This is a genomic window from Viridibacillus arvi (genome assembly GCF_001274945.1).
GTDB classification, from domain to species: Bacteria; Bacillota; Bacilli; order Bacillales_A; family Planococcaceae; genus Viridibacillus; species Viridibacillus arvi.
On record NZ_LILB01000001.1, the window covers coordinates 1335722 to 1351473 of the forward strand.

At 34.6% G+C, this 15752-nt stretch carries 22 protein-coding genes and 2 pseudogenes; 8 read left to right on the forward strand and 16 right to left on the reverse strand.

The window, feature by feature from the left end; genetic code table 11:
• Nucleotides 1-108 precede the first annotated feature (108 nt).
• Both AMD00_RS06290 and AMD00_RS06295 read right to left on the reverse strand, forming a co-directional pair.
• A complete protein-coding gene (locus AMD00_RS06290) occupies nt 109-594 on the reverse strand; it encodes a chemotaxis protein CheW (protein ID WP_053416194.1) in 486 nt (161 codons plus the stop codon).
• 28 nt (nt 595-622) lie between these two features.
• Nucleotides 623-1741: a M20/M25/M40 family metallo-hydrolase gene (locus AMD00_RS06295; protein ID WP_053416195.1), complete on the reverse strand. Its 1119-nt coding sequence runs from the start codon at nt 1739-1741 to the stop codon at nt 623-625.
• A gap of 323 nt (nt 1742-2064) precedes the next feature.
• Between AMD00_RS06295 and AMD00_RS06300 the strand changes: the two genes are divergently transcribed.
• Nucleotides 2065-2574, forward strand: a complete 510-nt coding sequence (locus tag AMD00_RS06300) for a GNAT family N-acetyltransferase (RefSeq protein WP_053416196.1) — start codon at nt 2065-2067, stop codon at nt 2572-2574.
• A gap of 358 nt (nt 2575-2932) precedes the next feature.
• Here AMD00_RS06300 and AMD00_RS06305 read toward each other — a convergent pair whose 3' ends face one another.
• The gene (locus tag AMD00_RS06305) at nt 2933-4480 is read right to left on the reverse strand and encodes an acyl-CoA carboxylase subunit beta (protein WP_038184838.1); all 1548 of its coding nucleotides are present in this window, start codon (nt 4478-4480) and stop codon (nt 2933-2935) included.
• Nucleotides 4481-4486: 6 nt separating this feature from the next.
• Nucleotides 4487-4897, reverse strand: coding sequence for a methylmalonyl-CoA epimerase (gene mce / locus AMD00_RS06310; protein WP_053416197.1), 411 nt, complete (start codon nt 4895-4897; stop codon nt 4487-4489).
• Nucleotides 4898-5021: 124 nt separating this feature from the next.
• Here mce and prli42 point away from each other — a divergent pair, with 124 nt between their 5' ends.
• Nucleotides 5022-5114, forward strand: coding sequence for a stressosome-associated protein Prli42 (gene prli42 / locus AMD00_RS23160; protein WP_155981185.1), 93 nt, complete (start codon nt 5022-5024; stop codon nt 5112-5114).
• Between the two features lie 262 nt (nt 5115-5376).
• Here prli42 and AMD00_RS06315 read toward each other — a convergent pair whose 3' ends face one another.
• Nucleotides 5377-5580, reverse strand: a complete 204-nt coding sequence (locus AMD00_RS06315; RefSeq protein ID WP_053416198.1) for a hypothetical protein — start codon at nt 5578-5580, stop codon at nt 5377-5379.
• A 244-nt stretch (nt 5581-5824) separates the two neighbouring features.
• Nucleotides 5825-6364, reverse strand: a complete 540-nt coding sequence (locus AMD00_RS06320; protein ID WP_053416199.1) for a GNAT family N-acetyltransferase — start codon at nt 6362-6364, stop codon at nt 5825-5827.
• A gap of 415 nt (nt 6365-6779) precedes the next feature.
• On the opposite strand from AMD00_RS06320, the gene AMD00_RS06325 reads away from it, so the two are divergent.
• Nucleotides 6780-7037, forward strand: a complete 258-nt coding sequence (locus AMD00_RS06325; RefSeq protein ID WP_053416200.1) for a GlsB/YeaQ/YmgE family stress response membrane protein — start codon at nt 6780-6782, stop codon at nt 7035-7037.
• Between the two features lie 179 nt (nt 7038-7216).
• Here the strand turns inward: AMD00_RS06325 and AMD00_RS06330 are convergent, their stop codons facing one another.
• The 5 genes from AMD00_RS06330 to AMD00_RS06340 form a co-directional block, all read right to left on the reverse strand.
• On the reverse strand, nt 7217-7567 hold the full coding sequence (locus AMD00_RS06330) for a hypothetical protein (RefSeq protein WP_053416201.1): 351 nt from the start codon (nt 7565-7567) through the stop codon (nt 7217-7219).
• A gap of 77 nt (nt 7568-7644) precedes the next feature.
• Nucleotides 7645-7791 (reverse strand): hypothetical protein, encoded by a 147-nt coding sequence (locus tag AMD00_RS23165; protein ID WP_157059186.1) that lies wholly within the window; start codon nt 7789-7791, stop codon nt 7645-7647.
• A gap of 88 nt (nt 7792-7879) precedes the next feature.
• On the reverse strand, nt 7880-8182 hold the full coding sequence (locus AMD00_RS06335; protein WP_157059187.1) for a hypothetical protein: 303 nt from the start codon (nt 8180-8182) through the stop codon (nt 7880-7882).
• A 535-nt stretch (nt 8183-8717) separates the two neighbouring features.
• Complete coding sequence (locus AMD00_RS23170; protein ID WP_157059188.1) at nt 8718-8894, reverse strand: hypothetical protein; 177 nt, start codon at nt 8892-8894, stop codon at nt 8718-8720.
• 247 nt (nt 8895-9141) lie between these two features.
• Nucleotides 9142-9507: a VOC family protein gene (locus AMD00_RS06340; RefSeq protein WP_053416203.1), complete on the reverse strand. Its 366-nt coding sequence runs from the start codon at nt 9505-9507 to the stop codon at nt 9142-9144.
• 923 nt (nt 9508-10430) lie between these two features.
• Between AMD00_RS06340 and AMD00_RS22805 the strand changes: the two are divergent.
• Nucleotides 10431-10580, forward strand: a pseudogene (locus AMD00_RS22805) (multicopper oxidase domain-containing protein); the annotation flags it as partial.
• A 186-nt stretch (nt 10581-10766) separates the two neighbouring features.
• Here AMD00_RS22805 and AMD00_RS06345 read toward each other — a convergent pair.
• The 3 genes and pseudogenes from AMD00_RS06345 to AMD00_RS06350 all read right to left on the reverse strand — a co-directional run bounded on the left by AMD00_RS06345 (nt 10767) and on the right by AMD00_RS06350 (nt 12325).
• The gene (locus AMD00_RS06345) at nt 10767-11171 is read right to left on the reverse strand and encodes a DUF1259 domain-containing protein (protein WP_053416204.1); all 405 of its coding nucleotides are present in this window, start codon (nt 11169-11171) and stop codon (nt 10767-10769) included.
• A 402-nt stretch (nt 11172-11573) separates the two neighbouring features.
• The gene (locus AMD00_RS22810) at nt 11574-11726 is read right to left on the reverse strand and encodes a DUF3954 domain-containing protein (RefSeq protein ID WP_083446142.1); all 153 of its coding nucleotides are present in this window, start codon (nt 11724-11726) and stop codon (nt 11574-11576) included.
• Nucleotides 11727-11911: 185 nt separating this feature from the next.
• Nucleotides 11912-12325 (reverse strand): annotated as a pseudogene (locus tag AMD00_RS06350) (RusA family crossover junction endodeoxyribonuclease).
• Between the two features lie 180 nt (nt 12326-12505).
• On the opposite strand from AMD00_RS06350, the gene AMD00_RS06355 reads away from it, so the two are divergent.
• Nucleotides 12506-12976 carry a DinB family protein gene (locus tag AMD00_RS06355; RefSeq protein WP_053416205.1) on the forward strand — a complete coding sequence of 157 codons (471 nt, stop codon included), beginning with the start codon at nt 12506-12508 and terminating at the stop codon, nt 12974-12976.
• A gap of 51 nt (nt 12977-13027) precedes the next feature.
• On the opposite strand, the gene AMD00_RS06360 is transcribed toward AMD00_RS06355, so the two are convergent.
• Together AMD00_RS06360 and AMD00_RS06365 are read right to left on the reverse strand one after the other, a co-directional pair.
• Nucleotides 13028-13315, reverse strand: coding sequence for a DNA cytosine methyltransferase (locus tag AMD00_RS06360; protein WP_245639450.1), 288 nt, complete (start codon nt 13313-13315; stop codon nt 13028-13030).
• 88 nt (nt 13316-13403) lie between these two features.
• A complete protein-coding gene (locus AMD00_RS06365) occupies nt 13404-13664 on the reverse strand; it encodes a hypothetical protein (protein WP_053416207.1) in 261 nt (86 codons plus the stop codon).
• 98 nt (nt 13665-13762) lie between these two features.
• Between AMD00_RS06365 and AMD00_RS06370 the strand changes: the two genes are divergently transcribed.
• The 3 genes from AMD00_RS06370 (at nt 13763) to AMD00_RS24120 (ending at nt 15270) form a co-directional block, all read left to right on the forward strand.
• Nucleotides 13763-14272: a DUF3231 family protein gene (locus tag AMD00_RS06370; RefSeq protein ID WP_053416208.1), complete on the forward strand. Its 510-nt coding sequence runs from the start codon at nt 13763-13765 to the stop codon at nt 14270-14272.
• Between the two features lie 402 nt (nt 14273-14674).
• Nucleotides 14675-15100, forward strand: coding sequence for a hypothetical protein (locus AMD00_RS06375; protein WP_053416209.1), 426 nt, complete (start codon nt 14675-14677; stop codon nt 15098-15100).
• Nucleotides 15101-15138: 38 nt separating this feature from the next.
• Complete coding sequence (locus AMD00_RS24120) at nt 15139-15270, forward strand: hypothetical protein (RefSeq protein WP_281173040.1); 132 nt, start codon at nt 15139-15141, stop codon at nt 15268-15270.
• The last annotated feature ends 482 nt before the right edge of the window (nt 15271-15752 follow it).

Genomic DNA, 15752 nt, shown 5'->3' on the forward strand with positions numbered 1-15752 from the left:
TGTTCAACTCGTACTTTTGCCATAAAAAAACCCCCGTAAAAGTTAGAATGGTGTCTAACTTTTACGGGGCAGTTCACTTCGACTAAGGATGCCTTATCTCAAGACGAACTAAGCTTTTGCTGCTCTTTCGTCTTCTTTTAATTTTTGCATATAGGCTTTGATTTCTTTAATTCCTTCAAGCGAGTCAACTAGTACTGAAGGCGAAACGATTGTAATCATTCGTTCTTCTAAATTGGCAACTGATGTGAAATATTTTGTTTTGGAATAATTCACCAGACCTATTTGTTGCAAATGTTCAGCTGGAATATCGAGAATTTCTTTTGCTTCGACAACGAGTAGACCAAATAGGAAATCGCCTGTTTGTAAAACAACTATTCGCACTTGATCTCCCGCTGCTTGACCTCTGTATAAGATTTGCTCGAAATCTAATATCGGCATTAATTCTCCGCGCATTCTCATTAAACCTGTTACATAGCTTGGTAAGTGTGGAATGGGATTAACATGTTCCATTTTCTCGATTGATACGACGTGATCGATGGGAACAGCGTATTCTTCTTGACCACAACGGAAAACGACTACTTTACTACTAGACATTGGCTTCTACCTCTTCTTGTAATATGTGTTATTTAACTTCAGCCGCGCATTTTACAATTTCCACTAATAAGTCCGCAAGTTTCTCTAATTCTTCAACTGGAATACGTTCTTTTGTTGTATGAATGTCTTCATAACCGACAGCAAGATTGACTGTAGGGATACCAAATCCAGCGATTACGTTTGCATCACTACCCCCACCACTTGTCAAAATTTCTGGTGTACGACCAATTTTACGAACTGCTTCTTGAGCCACTTTCACGACTAAATCGCCTTCAGTAAATCGGAAACCTGGGTACATGCGCTTAATAGTTACTTCGGCTTTACCACCCATTTTTTCAGCAGTTTGTTCGAAAACTTCTTTCATATGGTCAGTTTGTGCCTCTAATTTGGCTTCATTAATTGAACGGGCTTCAGCTAAAATATGCACTTCATCACAAACGATATTCGTTGCTTGTCCACCTTCAAAGCGACCAATGTTTGCTGTTGTTTCAGCATCTAAACGACCTAATTTCATCGCTGCAATTGATTTTGCTGCAACAGTAATAGCTGAAATTCCTTTCTCAGGTGCAACTCCAGCGTGGGCTGTTTTACCATAGATAATTGCTTCCACTTTCGCTTGAAAAGGTGCTGCAGTTACGATGCCACCTACTTTACAGTCACTATCAACTGCAAAGCCATATTTAGCAAAGATTTTCGATGGGTCTAGCTCTTTCGCCCCTGCTAAACCACTTTCTTCGCCAGCAGTAATAATATACTGAATATCACCATGCGCGATATTTTGTTCTTTTAGGCGTTTTGGTAATTCAAGAAGTGCTGCTATACCCGCTTTATCATCCGCACCTAAAATTGTTGTACCATCAGAATGAATATAGCCGTCTTCTTTGATAATTGGTTTAATTCCTTTACCAGGCACTACAGTGTCCATATGCGATGTAAAATAAATTGGTTGTGCATCTACAGTCCCACGCAAAGTACAGATTAAGTTACCTGATGCATGGCCATTACGGCTTGCTGCATCATCTTCTTCGACTTCAAAGCCTAATGCTTCTAATTTAGTTTTTAATACCGGTGAAATTTTCTCTTCATGGAATGTTTCAGAATCAATTTGTACGAGTTCCAAAAATTCTTCTACGATACGACTTGTCATTATGAAAGAACCCCTTTATAAACTAGATTTTACTATCTTCTTATTCCCTTATTTTAGCATAGAATTTAAGTGAACTCCTGTAATTTACTTAGCGATTCTCTAATAATCAATATAATTTGATAGATTAAATGGATTAAATTTGCATCCAAATTAGCCCCTACATATATTTTAGCTGCGTGTGAAGAGTAATTTAATAAATATTAAAACTATTCAATCGAAGGATTTTTGTTGATGTGAGGGGAATTAATTTAAAGTCTGATTGGATCATTTAAATTTTCAACTTCTACTACAAATTGTTACTTTGCTACTCGAAAGGAGCACTTATGGATATTAGATTGTTAGAATCATCAGATGCAAAAAGTTATTGGGATTTAAGGTTAGAAGCATTAAAAAATAACCCCGAAGCATTTTCTTCAAGTTATGAAGAGGCTATTAAAAGAGATTCTCCTGTTGAGACTGTGTTAAAAAATTTATCGAGCGAAGGAACTTTCACATTTGGGGCTTTCAATGATAAAGAACTAATTGGGGTTGTAACTTTGGTTCAAGAATCTACTTCAAAACTTCATCATAGGGCTAATATTTTCGCTATGTATGTAAGTTCTAAATTTCGTGGGTTAGGCGTTGGTAAAGCACTCATATCTGCGGTAATCAATCATGCAAAGTCAATTGAAACCATAGAAAAAATTAATTTAGAAGTAATAACAACAAATGATACTGCAAGGAATCTTTATACTAAAATGGGGTTCAAAACATATGGACTGGAAGAACGCGCACTTAAAATCAAAAATGAATACTATGATTCAGAGTATATGGTGTTGTTCCTAAAAAGATAATGTTTAACCACAACTGATTTATTATCAAATGAATACCTGGCCAAAAAAGCACCTCCAACTGTTAGATTGCCTAACGATTGGAGGTCTTTTCATAAATGTTGGTCTTGACTGTTTTTCTATGCTTGTCTTGTATTAACGCCTGTAGCGGTTATACGGACTAACTAAGCATTTAGTCGGATTTCCAGCTTCGAACGCCAGCTGCTTGGGTCACTTCGGTCTCTCGGACAAAAGCTGAAGTGATGCTTTTGTTTCGAGCCCTCCAGTGCCTGTCGCGGGCCCACACTATGTGGGTCAGATAGCCGTTGCCACAGGATGTGGCGTTCTTTGGCTATCTTCCTCTATACGGGCGTTCTCAGCATTATAGTGGAATATTCCCATGTTTCTTAGCTGGTCTTGTTTCTTTTTTCGTTTTCATCATATCAAGAGCTTGGATAAGTTTGATACGTGTCTCGCGTGGGTCGATTACATCGTCTACTAAGCCATGAGATGCTGCTACGTATGGATTTGCGAATTTTTCGCGGTATTCTTCAATTTTCGCAGCACGTGTTGCCTCTGGATCATCGCTGTTATCAATTTCGCGAGCGAAGATGATGTTCGCTGCTCCATTTGGTCCCATAACAGCAATTTCAGCGTTCGGCCAAGCGTATACCATATCAGCACCGATTGCTTTAGAGTTAAGTGCTACGTATGCACCACCATATGCTTTCCGAAGGATAACTGTAATTTTTGGTACAGTTGCTTCTGAGTATGCATAAAGGATCTTCGCGCCATGACGGATAATACCACCATGCTCTTGTTTAATACCTGGGAAGAAGCCAGTAACGTCTTCAAATGTAATGATTGGAATATTGAATGAGTCACAGAAACGGATGAAACGAGATGCTTTATCTGATGAGTCAATATCAAGTCCACCAGCCATTACTTTTGGTTGGTTACATACTAGCCCTACAACGTCCCCTTTAATGCGAGCAAGTCCGACCACGACATTTTTCGCAAATTCTTTATGTACTTCCATAAACGAACTTGGATCAACGATTTCTTCAATAACTTTGCGAATATCATATGGACGAGTCGCTTCTACTGGAACTAATTCAATAATATTTTCTAAATAATCGTCATTGTCTTGTGGTTCAATACTTGGTGGTTTTTGTTCATTATTTTGAGGTAGGTAAGCAAGTAAATCACGTACTTGTTGTAATACCTCTTCTTCAGATGGCCCGCGGAAGTGTGCAGCTCCACTAATTGAGTTATGAACTTTTGAACCACCTAAATCTTCAGAAGAAATTTTCTCCCCAGTTACTGTTTCGATTACTTTTGGTCCTGTGATGAACATTTGGCTTGTCTTATCTACCATGAATACGAAGTCAGTAATTGCTGGTGAATATACTGCTCCTCCTGCACAAGGTCCCATAATAACTGAGATTTGTGGAATCACACCAGAATAGATCGAGTTTCGGTAGAATATATGACCATATCCATCAAGAGATACAACACCCTCTTGGATACGAGCACCACCAGAATCGTTTAAGCCAACGAAAGGTGTACCATTTTTAGCCGCTAAATCCATAACATTCGCAATTTTCATTGCATGCATTTCCCCAAGTGCACCGCCGAAAACTGTAAAGTCTTGTGAGAACAGGTAGATTGGACGACCGTTTACTTTACCGTAACCTGTCACGACACCATCTCCAGGTCCTTCTTTTGTATCCATACCAAAGTCTGTAGTTCGATGTTTAACGAAAGGATTAATCTCAACAAAAGTACCTTCGTCTACTAGTAAGTTAATACGTTCACGTGCAGTCAATTTACCTTTTTCATGTTGTTTTACGATGCGGTCATCACCGCCACCTAATTCAATCTCACGTTTTCTATCATATAACTCATTGATTTTATCGAACATATCCATAGATGATTACTCCCCCGACTCACTTTTATCGTATAACTCGTAAAGCACTCCATTAGATGACTTTGGATGAATAAAGGCCATTTTTGAGCCACCAGCGCCAGGACGTGGTTCATCTGATAATAGGCGAACTCCTTGTTCGCGAAGGTCTGCCATCTTCCCTTCAATACCCTTTACCCCTAGAGCAACGTGGTGAATACCTTCGCCTCTTTTTTCAATAAACTTAAAGATAGCGCTTTCTTCACTCATCGGTTCAAGCAATTCAATATGTGTATTCCCCGCATCTATAAATGCTACACGAACTTGCTCGGTCACTACTTCTTCTATTTTTAACAAAGGTAAGCCCAACACATCTGTGTAATATGTAATTTGTTCATCAAGATTACTTACTGCAATACCGATGTGGTCCACGTTCTCCACTTCTCCCCAACTCCTTCTTTGTTGTATAACACAATTGTACATAATTTATAATAAAAACTCTAGCACTTGTGTAATTTTTCAAATTTGATAGAATATTTGTAGGAAAAGAAGGAGCGAACGAGAAATGAGTAATAAGAAATTTCAAAAAATTGTTGTATATGCAATGATTGCTATTATGGTTATTTCTACATTAGCTTTCGGCTTAGCAATGTTATAATATACTTTGCGCGTCTGAAATTAGCTATTGTGATCTACAACCATACAAACTAAAAAAACAGCGTTATACCAGGATTAAACTGGTTTACGCTGTTTTTTTATATATAAATTCCACAGATAATCAAGCAGATTCTTTAATTCTCTAGGTCTAGCCATCTTTCATTTCACCACCTCCGAATGAGTAATTGTTTTCCAATCACCTCAATATGCTAATTGCTTAATTTATTCCAAATAAAAAGCCACATCAAAATGTGACTCTTAACTTAGTTTTCCACTTCTTCTATCGCTACAATATGTTTTGTAAATATTTGTGTAATAAGGTCACCCTTCAAATTATTTAATTCCAATGAAATAAAGCCACTTATGAAATTTCCTTCAGCATCAAGGTGTAGATCATTAAATTCTTCTAATGATATATTCATAAAAATTTTCTCTCCATTGGATAAGTGAATTTTTATATTTTCCATCTAGACTCACCTCCACAACCACTATAAGCAATTATAATAAGTAAGTATATTACATATTTGACAATATATATATTTCACTCTTTATAAAACAGTATAATCAAATTCATTATATATATTCCAATTAAGTAGGTATAATACTAACAAGAAAGTGTGATTAATGTGAAAAAGAAATTAGGTATAGAAATTAGGTATGCTTCCATTTGCTGCAGCACTTTCACAAAGACACACAATTTCTAAAATAAGATTATTTTAATGGCAAATTTCCATAATCTTTTCTGAGTATACTCATGATAATTTCATCAGAGTAAGTACCGTTATAGTATAAGGATTCACGTAAAACACCCTCTTTTACAAAGCCAACTTTTTCATATACTCGTATTCCTCGCAGATTATGACTGAATACCTCTAGTTGCAAACGATTCAATTTCAATTCTTCAAAAACAAAGCGCAATACAATTATTATTGCTTCAGTCCCATATCCTTTTCCCGTTAATTTAATAGAACTCATTGATATTCTAAAACCTGCTTTTTTATCTTCTTCATCAATTTCAAAGATAGATAATTCTCCGATCATTTGGTCACTCTCTTTTAAACAGATGGCAAAATCATAACGTGATGAATCATTATTTAGATTATTTATATGAGCTTTTATCTGGTTTAACGTAAAGTTAGATTTTGTACCTGTCATATAACGTATTTCTTCATCTGTTGTATTTCCTAGCACTATTGGTGCATCTGATTCCTTAAGAGTTCTTAAATAAATTCTTTCATTTTCTAATTGCATCTTACCTTCCTCCTAATAACTGCCCTTTTCTTAACTAAATATCAAAATATTCTTGTGTTTATTATAATGAAAAATTGAAAAAGATGGGGAAAAATAAAATTCAATCCATTTTTTGTACGACTATTTATTTATTTTTCATATATTTCACTCTCAAACAAACGAATATTATCCAATTAGGGGTTTTGGCCGACTAGTCATTCGTTTGTGTTAAAGCAAAAAAAGCCACACCGGTTAGATGTTCACTTTACTGATATGTATTCGACAAATGTGATATTTCCCCTTTATCTCTGGAAATTAAAAAATCATCACCTATCTACAACAAACATTAGATTCTGATACATTTTTTATTATTCAATAGATGTTTAATAATTAGTTTTTCGGGAAATATAACATTAAGATTAAGGGAGGTTTATATATGTTTAGTTTTATTTGGTTTCTTATTATAGGTGGTATTCTAGGATGGTTAGCTAGCTTAATTATAGGTAGGGACATACCAGGCGGAATTATTGGTAATATTATTGCAGGTATTATTGGTGCTTGGATAGGTGGAAGTTTATTTGGTCAATGGGGACCAGCCTTAAGTGATTTCTATATATTCCCAGCTTTACTTGGTTCAATTATTCTAATTTTAATAGTAAGCTTCATAATGTCATTAATGCGTAAAGCAGCTTGATGATGGCTTGAGCAAATGTTCAGGTTTTTTGTTTTTTACAGACAAACAAAAAAGCCCCATCCGATTAAGGACAGGGCTTTTTGGTATATATTTGATTTATTAATATAGAAGAAACATTGCATGAGAGCATTCGAGAAATTGTTTTACGGGTAGTTATCCAACTCGAATCGTCTCATAAACTATACTTTTTCAACAAATTCCATCTTTAGCATTTTAAAATATTTATCATCTATCTCAATGATTGACTGCTTTCCATCTTTAAATTTCACATGTACTGTATAGACTCCTTTTGAACGAGCTGTAAATGCAGCTGCCAAACCAAGAGGTCCTAATAACAATGCCCCAACTGTACCTCTAAGTGCAGCACTTGAACCGCTTGTCTTAGATTCTTCTGCTATATCCTCATAACTTTCAATTGTTTTTGCTGATATCTCAACGTTACGCTTAAAGATCTTAGTTAAATAGATAGTTCCACCAAGGTTAATGACTGTATACTTTTCATAATCACCTTTTAAAACGTTGTTAGACAAAGTAAATCCCTCCAATATATACATAGTACAAGTATTATCTATTATATTTTTCACCTTTACATTGACTTAGTACTTTTTTACTTATTATATAGATATTTAGATACAAAAAAACAGCCCCACGACCCAAATAATTTGTGTAACTCTCGTATTACTACACCGGCCAATGAGATACATAATATAGCCCACACTGCTTTGCTTGTAGCTACTTCTGCTGCAATTTCCATTCATCCACCTACTTTTCTGCATAATAAAAACCCTCCACAATAGCTGTGGAAGGCATATAAAAACACACCCAATTGGATGTGCTGATTATTATATTAACGCTTTACTTTCCAATATTGCTAATACGTCAGTAATAACTTCCTCTTTAAAATAAGCTGTTGGTACGAATTGTGCAATAGTTAGAGGACTTTTTGTTTCCTTATAATTATAACTTGAAACCTGAATTCCACTATGTTCTCTTAAATATTCCACAGTAACTTGTCGGTCAGCAAATTTTGTACAAATTGTTCTATAAATTTCATTGCGTTTTATTTCTGTTTTAAAACTCACTGTTTTATGAACTGCTTTTCCATTATCTAAATACGATAGCTCTATTTGATATTCTATCATCATAACCCCCTCCTTCATCAATATAATTCGCCAAAGAAGAAGAGGTTACCTTTAATAAATTTCTTTGCTTTTTAACAATAAAAATAACAGCATAATAAAAACACTAGTTCGTAGTGAAGCAGTGTTAGAAATTGCTATATTAATAAAACGTACCTATAATAAAATAAATCGGTTATCCTTCAAAAACAGTCACTGAATACTTCGATATGTCGGAAGTTAATAATAATTTTTTTTAGTTTTATTATTAAATTCTGTCTCTAGTTCTAAAAATTCATCATTTAATTTTCTAATGTTTGTGTTGAAATATGCTTTAAATCAATACCATTTACGTATTCTTGTCCTAAAAAATCTAAGTCTTGAGAGAAATAACTGATTCTATATTTACTCATCTTTCTCCCCCTTCCTGCAAACCTAACATTATTATCTCAATTATATACTTTAGCTTCCAACAATAAAATTCAGTCTTTGAAGTTAACTATTCTTTTTGGTAATCTCTTTAATAAATAACACACCTCTAATTGGTTGTGTTTAATTTCAGCTACTCATCTTTGACTTTCAACACCTTTTTACCCTCTTGGTTTAATATTTCAAACTCTTCATTTGTAATCAAGTTATTTTCATCTAGTAATTTCATCATAGAATTCATAAAAAACACTAGAGTGTTTTTATCGCTCATTTCACCCAAGGCTTTTTCTATTCCATTTAAATCGCTCATTTCTATCCACCTCCAGTAATAATTATCGGAGGGAAACAACTATTTTATACGTAAAATTAACAATAAAAATACTGCTAGTCGATTGACCGTTACGACGCTTTATATTCCTAATACGCCTTCATGTTCTTTTAACAAGCTTTCGTGTTGATCCAATTTTTATGTTCCCTATGTGCATCATCAATCATTCTGCACCTCTATGTCTAAAATATAAAAGAGCACTCAATTTAATTGGATGCCCTCTTTTAATCTATTCCGGAAAATAACACACCTCTAAATTATTCCCTTCTAAGTCTTGAAACTTAAACCATTTAACATTGCCATCGTCATTTATTGGTTCAACAGTTACATTACTCTGTATCAAATGTTTACGTGCAGTATCTATGTTTGAAGTATAAAAATTAAAAGAAATATGACTATTTTTTTCTTGCTCATCATTGTTGCTTTTGCGAACCAATGTTAAAGGTGTTTCACCTATCTCTAGGCAAGCGTATCCTCCTGTTTCATCTTTCCATCTAAGTTTAAATTCCAACACATCACAGTACCATTTTATTGCTTTGTCAAAATCATACACTTGTAAGAAAACTGTATCAATTCTCTTAAATATAGATGACATACCTCTTCCCCTTTTCAAAGCTTTATATTCGACAAAATGTAGTGTTATTCCTACTGAACATTTACTTTAATGTTAATAGTTCTTGTCGTTCATCATCAGTAATACGTTTTAATGACACAAGTGTTACTAAATCTTCATCTGTAAAATTAGTTAATCAAGAATCAACCCAGTTTATTAGATACAGATTTAGATTTAATTTCAAACTTTACAGGAGGAATCATTGCCTTAATTCATTATCTATCTTCAGAATCATTAAGATCCTTTAGGCTTCTTTTTGAACAAAAACATTTACATGAAATTAAACGTTGAGTTCAAAATTCACTTTCCTAATATCTTTAGTTTCAGTGAAACATTTCACAATGGATTGCTGAAATCAATCTTGCTTAAATTGCTTGGAACCAAAAGACCCCTAAATTGTTCATTTAGGGGTTTTTATATTTATTTTCTTTATTGAACTCAGCTGCCCCTTTAGTTGAATAAGAAAAACATACAAACATTAGTAGTACAAACCATGGCCATGGTTTGTGCTACTATTTTTTTATAGTAGAAGTGAAGGAAGGTCGCACAGCTCTTGGACCATTTGAGAGTCCGTATTAAAAAACCGACCAACTTCACACCCTTATTTGAATCAGTAGTGATAATAGCACGACAATTAGCGGCACAAACGAGGCTAATGAAAAAGGTGAATTTCATTTGGAAAGCCGAAGCAAACATCAAAGGCCTCTATTAAATAAACTAACATTCATTGTTACTTATGGGGATGACAATAATATTCCTTTTGTTGAGTAAGGATTGAGGGAAACCGTCCTAGTGAATGGTAAAGTACATACCTATTTAGGCTTTTAAATGGTTCCAATACTAGTTTTTTTGGATGAAGCTTAATTCCGTATCAAATTTCTACGGACGGAGGTTTCGTGCAGCCAAAGGATACCGTTCGAGCTAATCCTAACAAACTAACTCGAATAATTATGAATTTTGGTCCTTACACAGGTTTGTATGTATGGCATTGTCATGTATTGAAGCTCGAAGATAATGAAATGATAAGACCGTTTTTTGTTTCTGATAAAGAATAATCTATTTAATGAGAATTTATAGAATTGAAAGTAGCAGTTGTCGCTAAAGACCCGAAATGATGAAATGAACTTATTGGGGTTATTAAACAAGTAGGTTCCCTTCAGCTAAAGTACCTTGTTGTTGAAGAGAATAATTTCTTTTATGACGAATAATTCTCTCATGATTTATCTTCATTTGTAAAAGTATTATGGAATGGGTCTACTGCTTAAGTAGGAGAACGCTCTTTCAACCTTTATTGCAAATTGTAATGGCGGTTCAACAGATTGAACATGCATATATAGTATCATAGGCTCTACAAAAATCCAGTGATTATGCAAAGCACTTACAATAAGACCTTGCTGTGTAACCGCCCACATGAATGATGGTATCTCTTCTTGTAAAATAGCAATCTCCAAGATGTTTAAGGCATTTCCATTCTGGTCCAATGATTCAAATTCAATTCCTGCAGGTGTAACGGTCTTACTTGGTTTACCTTGCACGCTAGCATTGAAACTTCGTTTCAAAGATACAGAACAAACATCTTGATTTATTTCTGCTTTCCCACCAACGATTTGCGCGAACTGTTCACAAATCGATTGGAATGAACTCATTTTTTGATTCCCGCAATGTTGATTTGGTGTACATACGCATTGATCCCCACACCGACAATGTGGATTATTACAATATGGATTTAAACATATTCTAACCATATCAGAATATTCCTGTGAATATTCATCATTACTTTTGATGATAGTTCCTCCTCAATATCTTTATCATATTGTATGACTTAGGCTTTGAGTTGTTACTTTACTTCTAGGAGATATTATTAGAACCGAATCCAAATTCTTTAGGATGCAGGTAATTTGTGGACCTTCAATAGCGATTTTTTGTCTTTATTCAACTAACCTGCCCCGTTATTTTAAGTACATATCTTCACAATCTTTATAGTGATTTCAACATAAATATCCAATAAAAAAACACCTCTAAGAAACTAAAGAGGTGATTATTATCAACTAAAACCTTTGAGTATACTTAATCTCACTATGAGTAGGCTTCCCATTCTGCCAACTAATCTCCTGTTTACCGAATCCTGTTGGAGGTGGATCAACTGGTTTTAATTGTCCATCACTTACAACGTATACCGCATTTTTATATTTGAATCTCATGTTCTGTACTTGAAATATCTATGTATGCTTTCTCTCCTTTTACATATATCAGACCAATCCCATAACCTTTTAATACTGTTCTTGCAAATCTGTTTGGAGCCGTATTCTTTGGTTCAGGAATTGCAACAATAATTCCTTTACCGGTTCAAATAAATCTGATTCCTTCATTCTCTATTCACTCCCACTCAATAGTAACTACCCGCCTTAGGTTTATCCGAATAAAACTTCCTTGCAACCAACTCAATCACTTGGCTGTCATCATGCCATATAACCTTACTCAGACCATCCTTAATGCCCTTAACTAGATTATCTATGTCAGGTTTAGTTGTTGGTCTTTAAACTCCAATTTGAACCTGCTGATACTTCTTTTTGCTTTTCATAATCTCTTTGATCATTTTTCTATAGACATCAATGCACAAAATAATTGGGGCCGTTATTAATTCATCCAAAGCATGATCTGAAGCTACTAATCTAACAAAACTTTTATAGTCTTTAGATTCCTTTGGATCACGTACACTTACGCCTTTACCCATTCGTGAAAACTTCGGTCTTTGTTGCGCTTGAACGTCTCCGTCAATTTCAAATGTAATTTGGTTCAAATAACGCCCCCCACTGTTCTGTTATATTCCTCTATCAAACGCTCATCACAGTAATGTTCATATGCTGTTGCTGGCTTGTGGCCGAAAACAACTTTGTAATGTTTTAACTAAAATCGTTCTCTTTTATTCGAAAGTTCATTCGTGTATATTTAAGACTTACCAATAAATGGAGGATGAATTATGAACTCAATTGATTTAATTCTTTTAAATTTCAATGAAATACGAAGAAGAAGTATTAAAGTTTGGACAACTATTCCCCAAGAAAAACTACATTGGAAACCCGATAACGAAGCAATGACTTGTATTGAGATGATTAGGCATGTTCTAGAAAGTGAACACTATTACCATCTAGCTATCCAAAATCATGGAAGTCTGGAAGTATTTGATTCTCCTTTCGAAAAACAACCTTTTTCCACTGTAAATGCGGAATTGAAATTTGCAGAACCATTTAGAAATCACTTCTTAAAAACTATTAAATCATTTACTGAAGAAGATTTAACAAGCATTAAAATCGATCGTTCTGATTCAGGTTACATAAGAAGTTTGGGCGACATGCTGCTAAGAGTCGCCTATCATGAATCAATCCATACTGGCCAATTACTTGATTACTTAAGAACCGCAAGTGTTCCAAGAGTAAATATTTGGGATTAATTTATCTCACAGGTGTAATCACTTAGGTGATAGCCTTTTCCTTTTTAGTTACTACGCCTTTTCCTTCAATAACGTCTTAAAACGGCAAATCTGAATCATCCACTGGCGCCATTCTCCCATTTCACGAATGATACGGTTTGTTTCAAGTATTAGTTTAGAACGACCTTTATCATCGTTTAAGTTTGCTACACTATTGTCTTGGCAAGGTGAACCATGCACTAGAATGTCTGGCTTCAAATCCCAACCTCTTACATCTTGAGAATTATATCTAAATGGATTCATAGCGTTATACGCCTTTACTCTATTGGCTTTCCATTCAACATAGTCAATCGTTTTCACTTCTAAAAACCTAAGTTTTTCAAGGCTTTTATATCTGCACCTATCCCCCAAAAAAGCGATAATAATTTAATCACTTCATCATTTCCCCCTAACTAATTTGTACATGATATTCCTTACACCAATCTCTGCCCTTAAAGGATCCAGTGATGTAATAACCTTCGTTTATCAATTGCTTGATATATTCATCTTTAACTGGCGTAACAACCGTTGCAAAGTCATTGAATTTCGATTTCATTTCAACGTATTGTGTATACTTCACCATTGACTGCTGTTTACGATGATTAACCTTTGTTCTTTTCACGCGAGCTGCAGGATCGTCGACTAAAATACCGTTTCTTTTCATGTTCATTGATTAGCCTCCCTATAAATATTTGTATAAATTTCTGTTTTGCAACACACTCTGAATTCTGTTGGAAAAAATTCTAAAACGAGATAGGGAGTGTAATTATGGGAATACTAAGTGGAAACCCCCAAAAAGAACCTTTACATTATGGTGAAGTGTTCACTATATGGACGAGTCTTGCTGTAAATAATGGATTAATTGCTGGTTACCAAACATTTTTTAATCACACAGGTGACAAAGATTTAGCCAAGATTATTGAAGAATGTATTCAAATGATGAAAGAGGCAAATAAGCAATTAGAAAAGCTATTAAAAGTGAATGGCATTGCTCTACCACCAGCGCCTCCTGAACGTCCAAATGCAAGAATAGAAGCCATCCCTGCTGGAGCAAAATTTAATGACCCAGAAATTAGCGCTGCACTTTCATTGGATACCGCTGCAGGTTTGGTTGCATGCAGTCAAGCTATGGGAACATGTACTAGAGAAGACGTAGCTTTGATGTATGGACAATTCCATTTGGGGAAAGCTCAAATTGGTGCAAAACTGTTACGACTTAATAAAGAAAAAGGCTGGCTTGTTCTTCCTCCATTACATCTAGACTATCCAGAAAGCTAATCTTAATTATGGGGCGATCTATTTTGATTGCCCTTTTTTATATATTCTCTTCATCTTCATTCTCCTAACTCTCCACCGCACGCATAAGTACAAAGCACTTCGTATAACCTCGTAATCTAGCAACTCAATTGGATCACCTTTAATAAAGTAACAACCGACTACCTACTGGGTCGTTCAGATTTCACTTCATCAACAATAGATAAGGACGAAGAAGAGTTCCAAGCATTTGCGAATAATCCATCGTTACAGAAATGGTATAAAGACTTACATAAGTCTAGTGAAGAAGATTTACGGCTGTTCAGAGATAGGAAAATTATACAATGATGATAATCCACTGAAGTTTAATATAGATGGAGCTGAGCAACGAGAAAACTGTCCATATAATTTACGTCGATCAGTTACTTGGATAAAATAGACCCTTTGATTTTTTCTTTTTATATAAAAAATGATATGTTTTATTCTCACTATGCCGTAAAAGCTTCTAAAGGTATTTCGGTTTTTACATGGGAAAATTTTCAAGATGTACTAAATGAGAATTTAGGAGATGCTTCAACAACAAAGACTTTTTTAAAGCAAAATGTACAATCTCCTGGATTTATCTCTACACTCCTTCCTATTGAACATATGGCCACAATGCTTAATGCAATGACTCCTTATGCAGTAACTGCATTTGGTGCTTTTGGAGTATCAAAGTTGCAAATTAAATATGGTGAATATGATTTAAAAGGTCCCTTACCTTGGTTTTATTATAGAAAACAAATAAAAGAGAATATAGCAGAAGACACTAAAGCTAAGACTCTGGACAATCAAAAAAAGAATTGGAATTAGAAGAAAAAAGATTAGAAATTGAGGAAAGAAAAAGGAGAATGAACTCAGAATCTCAACTTAGTGTTGAACAAGTACCCGAGATGCAGATTGAGCCTAGAACTGCTGGAAACGTATTACTATTTCAAAGGCCAGGAAATTTTGCCGATCCTGGGGATGTGGACAGACTTTAATAACAGATATAATAATTAATATAGATAACAATATTGTGATTATATTCGAATAAGGAATAGTAATTATAACTCCAATATATATTTTAAAGGCCAAAATACCATTGAAACTAAAAGGGCATTTCCAAATAGTATTTGAACTTTATCCATTACAACTCCCTCCTTCAATAAAGAATATCACATACATAAATTACTAATTAAAACTTTTTATAAAAATTTCCCTCCTCACTAATTGTTGCTCTCTTCCAATTAGTGAGGTTTTGTTTATTGCTATAGTCATCTAGAAGACTTTGTTAAATCATTCTATTCAAGGTTACATATTTATCAACCGACAGATATAAACATGCTTCAAATCGCTAAAGAATTACATATCAAAGTATTTTACTGGCCTAGTGGCAGCCAGGCTCTTTTTTTTGACAAACCCGATACATATTCTTAAATAATGAATTATCACCACAACAGCAGTGCTACATAGTGGCGACCAA

Excerpts from the sequence above, each read along its gene's own strand:
- AMD00_RS06355 (WP_053416205.1), top strand. The coding sequence starts at position 12,506 with ATGAACTCAATTGATTTAATTCTTTTAAATTTCAATGAAATACGAAGA.
- prli42 (WP_155981185.1), top strand. The coding sequence starts at position 5,022 with ATGAGTAATAAGAAATTTCAAAAAATTGTTGTATATGCAATGATTGCT.
- AMD00_RS06290 (WP_053416194.1), bottom strand. The coding sequence starts at position 594 with ATGTCTAGTAGTAAAGTAGTCGTTTTCCGTTGTGGTCAAGAAGAATAC.
- AMD00_RS06365 (WP_053416207.1), bottom strand. The coding sequence starts at position 13,664 with ATGAACATGAAAAGAAACGGTATTTTAGTCGACGATCCTGCAGCTCGC.
- AMD00_RS06320 (WP_053416199.1), bottom strand. The coding sequence starts at position 6,364 with ATGCAATTAGAAAATGAAAGAATTTATTTAAGAACTCTTAAGGAATCA.
- AMD00_RS06370 (WP_053416208.1), top strand. The coding sequence starts at position 13,763 with ATGGGAATACTAAGTGGAAACCCCCAAAAAGAACCTTTACATTATGGT.
- AMD00_RS06325 (WP_053416200.1), top strand. The coding sequence starts at position 6,780 with ATGTTTAGTTTTATTTGGTTTCTTATTATAGGTGGTATTCTAGGATGG.
- AMD00_RS23170 (WP_157059188.1), bottom strand. The coding sequence starts at position 8,894 with ATGAGCGATTTAAATGGAATAGAAAAAGCCTTGGGTGAAATGAGCGAT.
- AMD00_RS24120 (WP_281173040.1), top strand. The coding sequence starts at position 15,139 with ATGAACTCAGAATCTCAACTTAGTGTTGAACAAGTACCCGAGATGCAG.
- AMD00_RS06315 (WP_053416198.1), bottom strand. The coding sequence starts at position 5,580 with ATGGAAAATATAAAAATTCACTTATCCAATGGAGAGAAAATTTTTATG.
- AMD00_RS06305 (WP_038184838.1), bottom strand. The coding sequence starts at position 4,480 with ATGGATATGTTCGATAAAATCAATGAGTTATATGATAGAAAACGTGAG.
- AMD00_RS06335 (WP_157059187.1), bottom strand. The coding sequence starts at position 8,182 with ATGATGATAGAATATCAAATAGAGCTATCGTATTTAGATAATGGAAAA.
- AMD00_RS22810 (WP_083446142.1), bottom strand. The coding sequence starts at position 11,726 with ATGAGATTCAAATATAAAAATGCGGTATACGTTGTAAGTGATGGACAA.
- AMD00_RS06300 (WP_053416196.1), top strand. The coding sequence starts at position 2,065 with ATGGATATTAGATTGTTAGAATCATCAGATGCAAAAAGTTATTGGGAT.
- AMD00_RS06340 (WP_053416203.1), bottom strand. The coding sequence starts at position 9,507 with ATGTCATCTATATTTAAGAGAATTGATACAGTTTTCTTACAAGTGTAT.
- AMD00_RS06345 (WP_053416204.1), bottom strand. The coding sequence starts at position 11,171 with ATGAGTTCATTCCAATCGATTTGTGAACAGTTCGCGCAAATCGTTGGT.
- AMD00_RS06295 (WP_053416195.1), bottom strand. The coding sequence starts at position 1,741 with ATGACAAGTCGTATCGTAGAAGAATTTTTGGAACTCGTACAAATTGAT.
- AMD00_RS23165 (WP_157059186.1), bottom strand. The coding sequence starts at position 7,791 with ATGGAAATTGCAGCAGAAGTAGCTACAAGCAAAGCAGTGTGGGCTATA.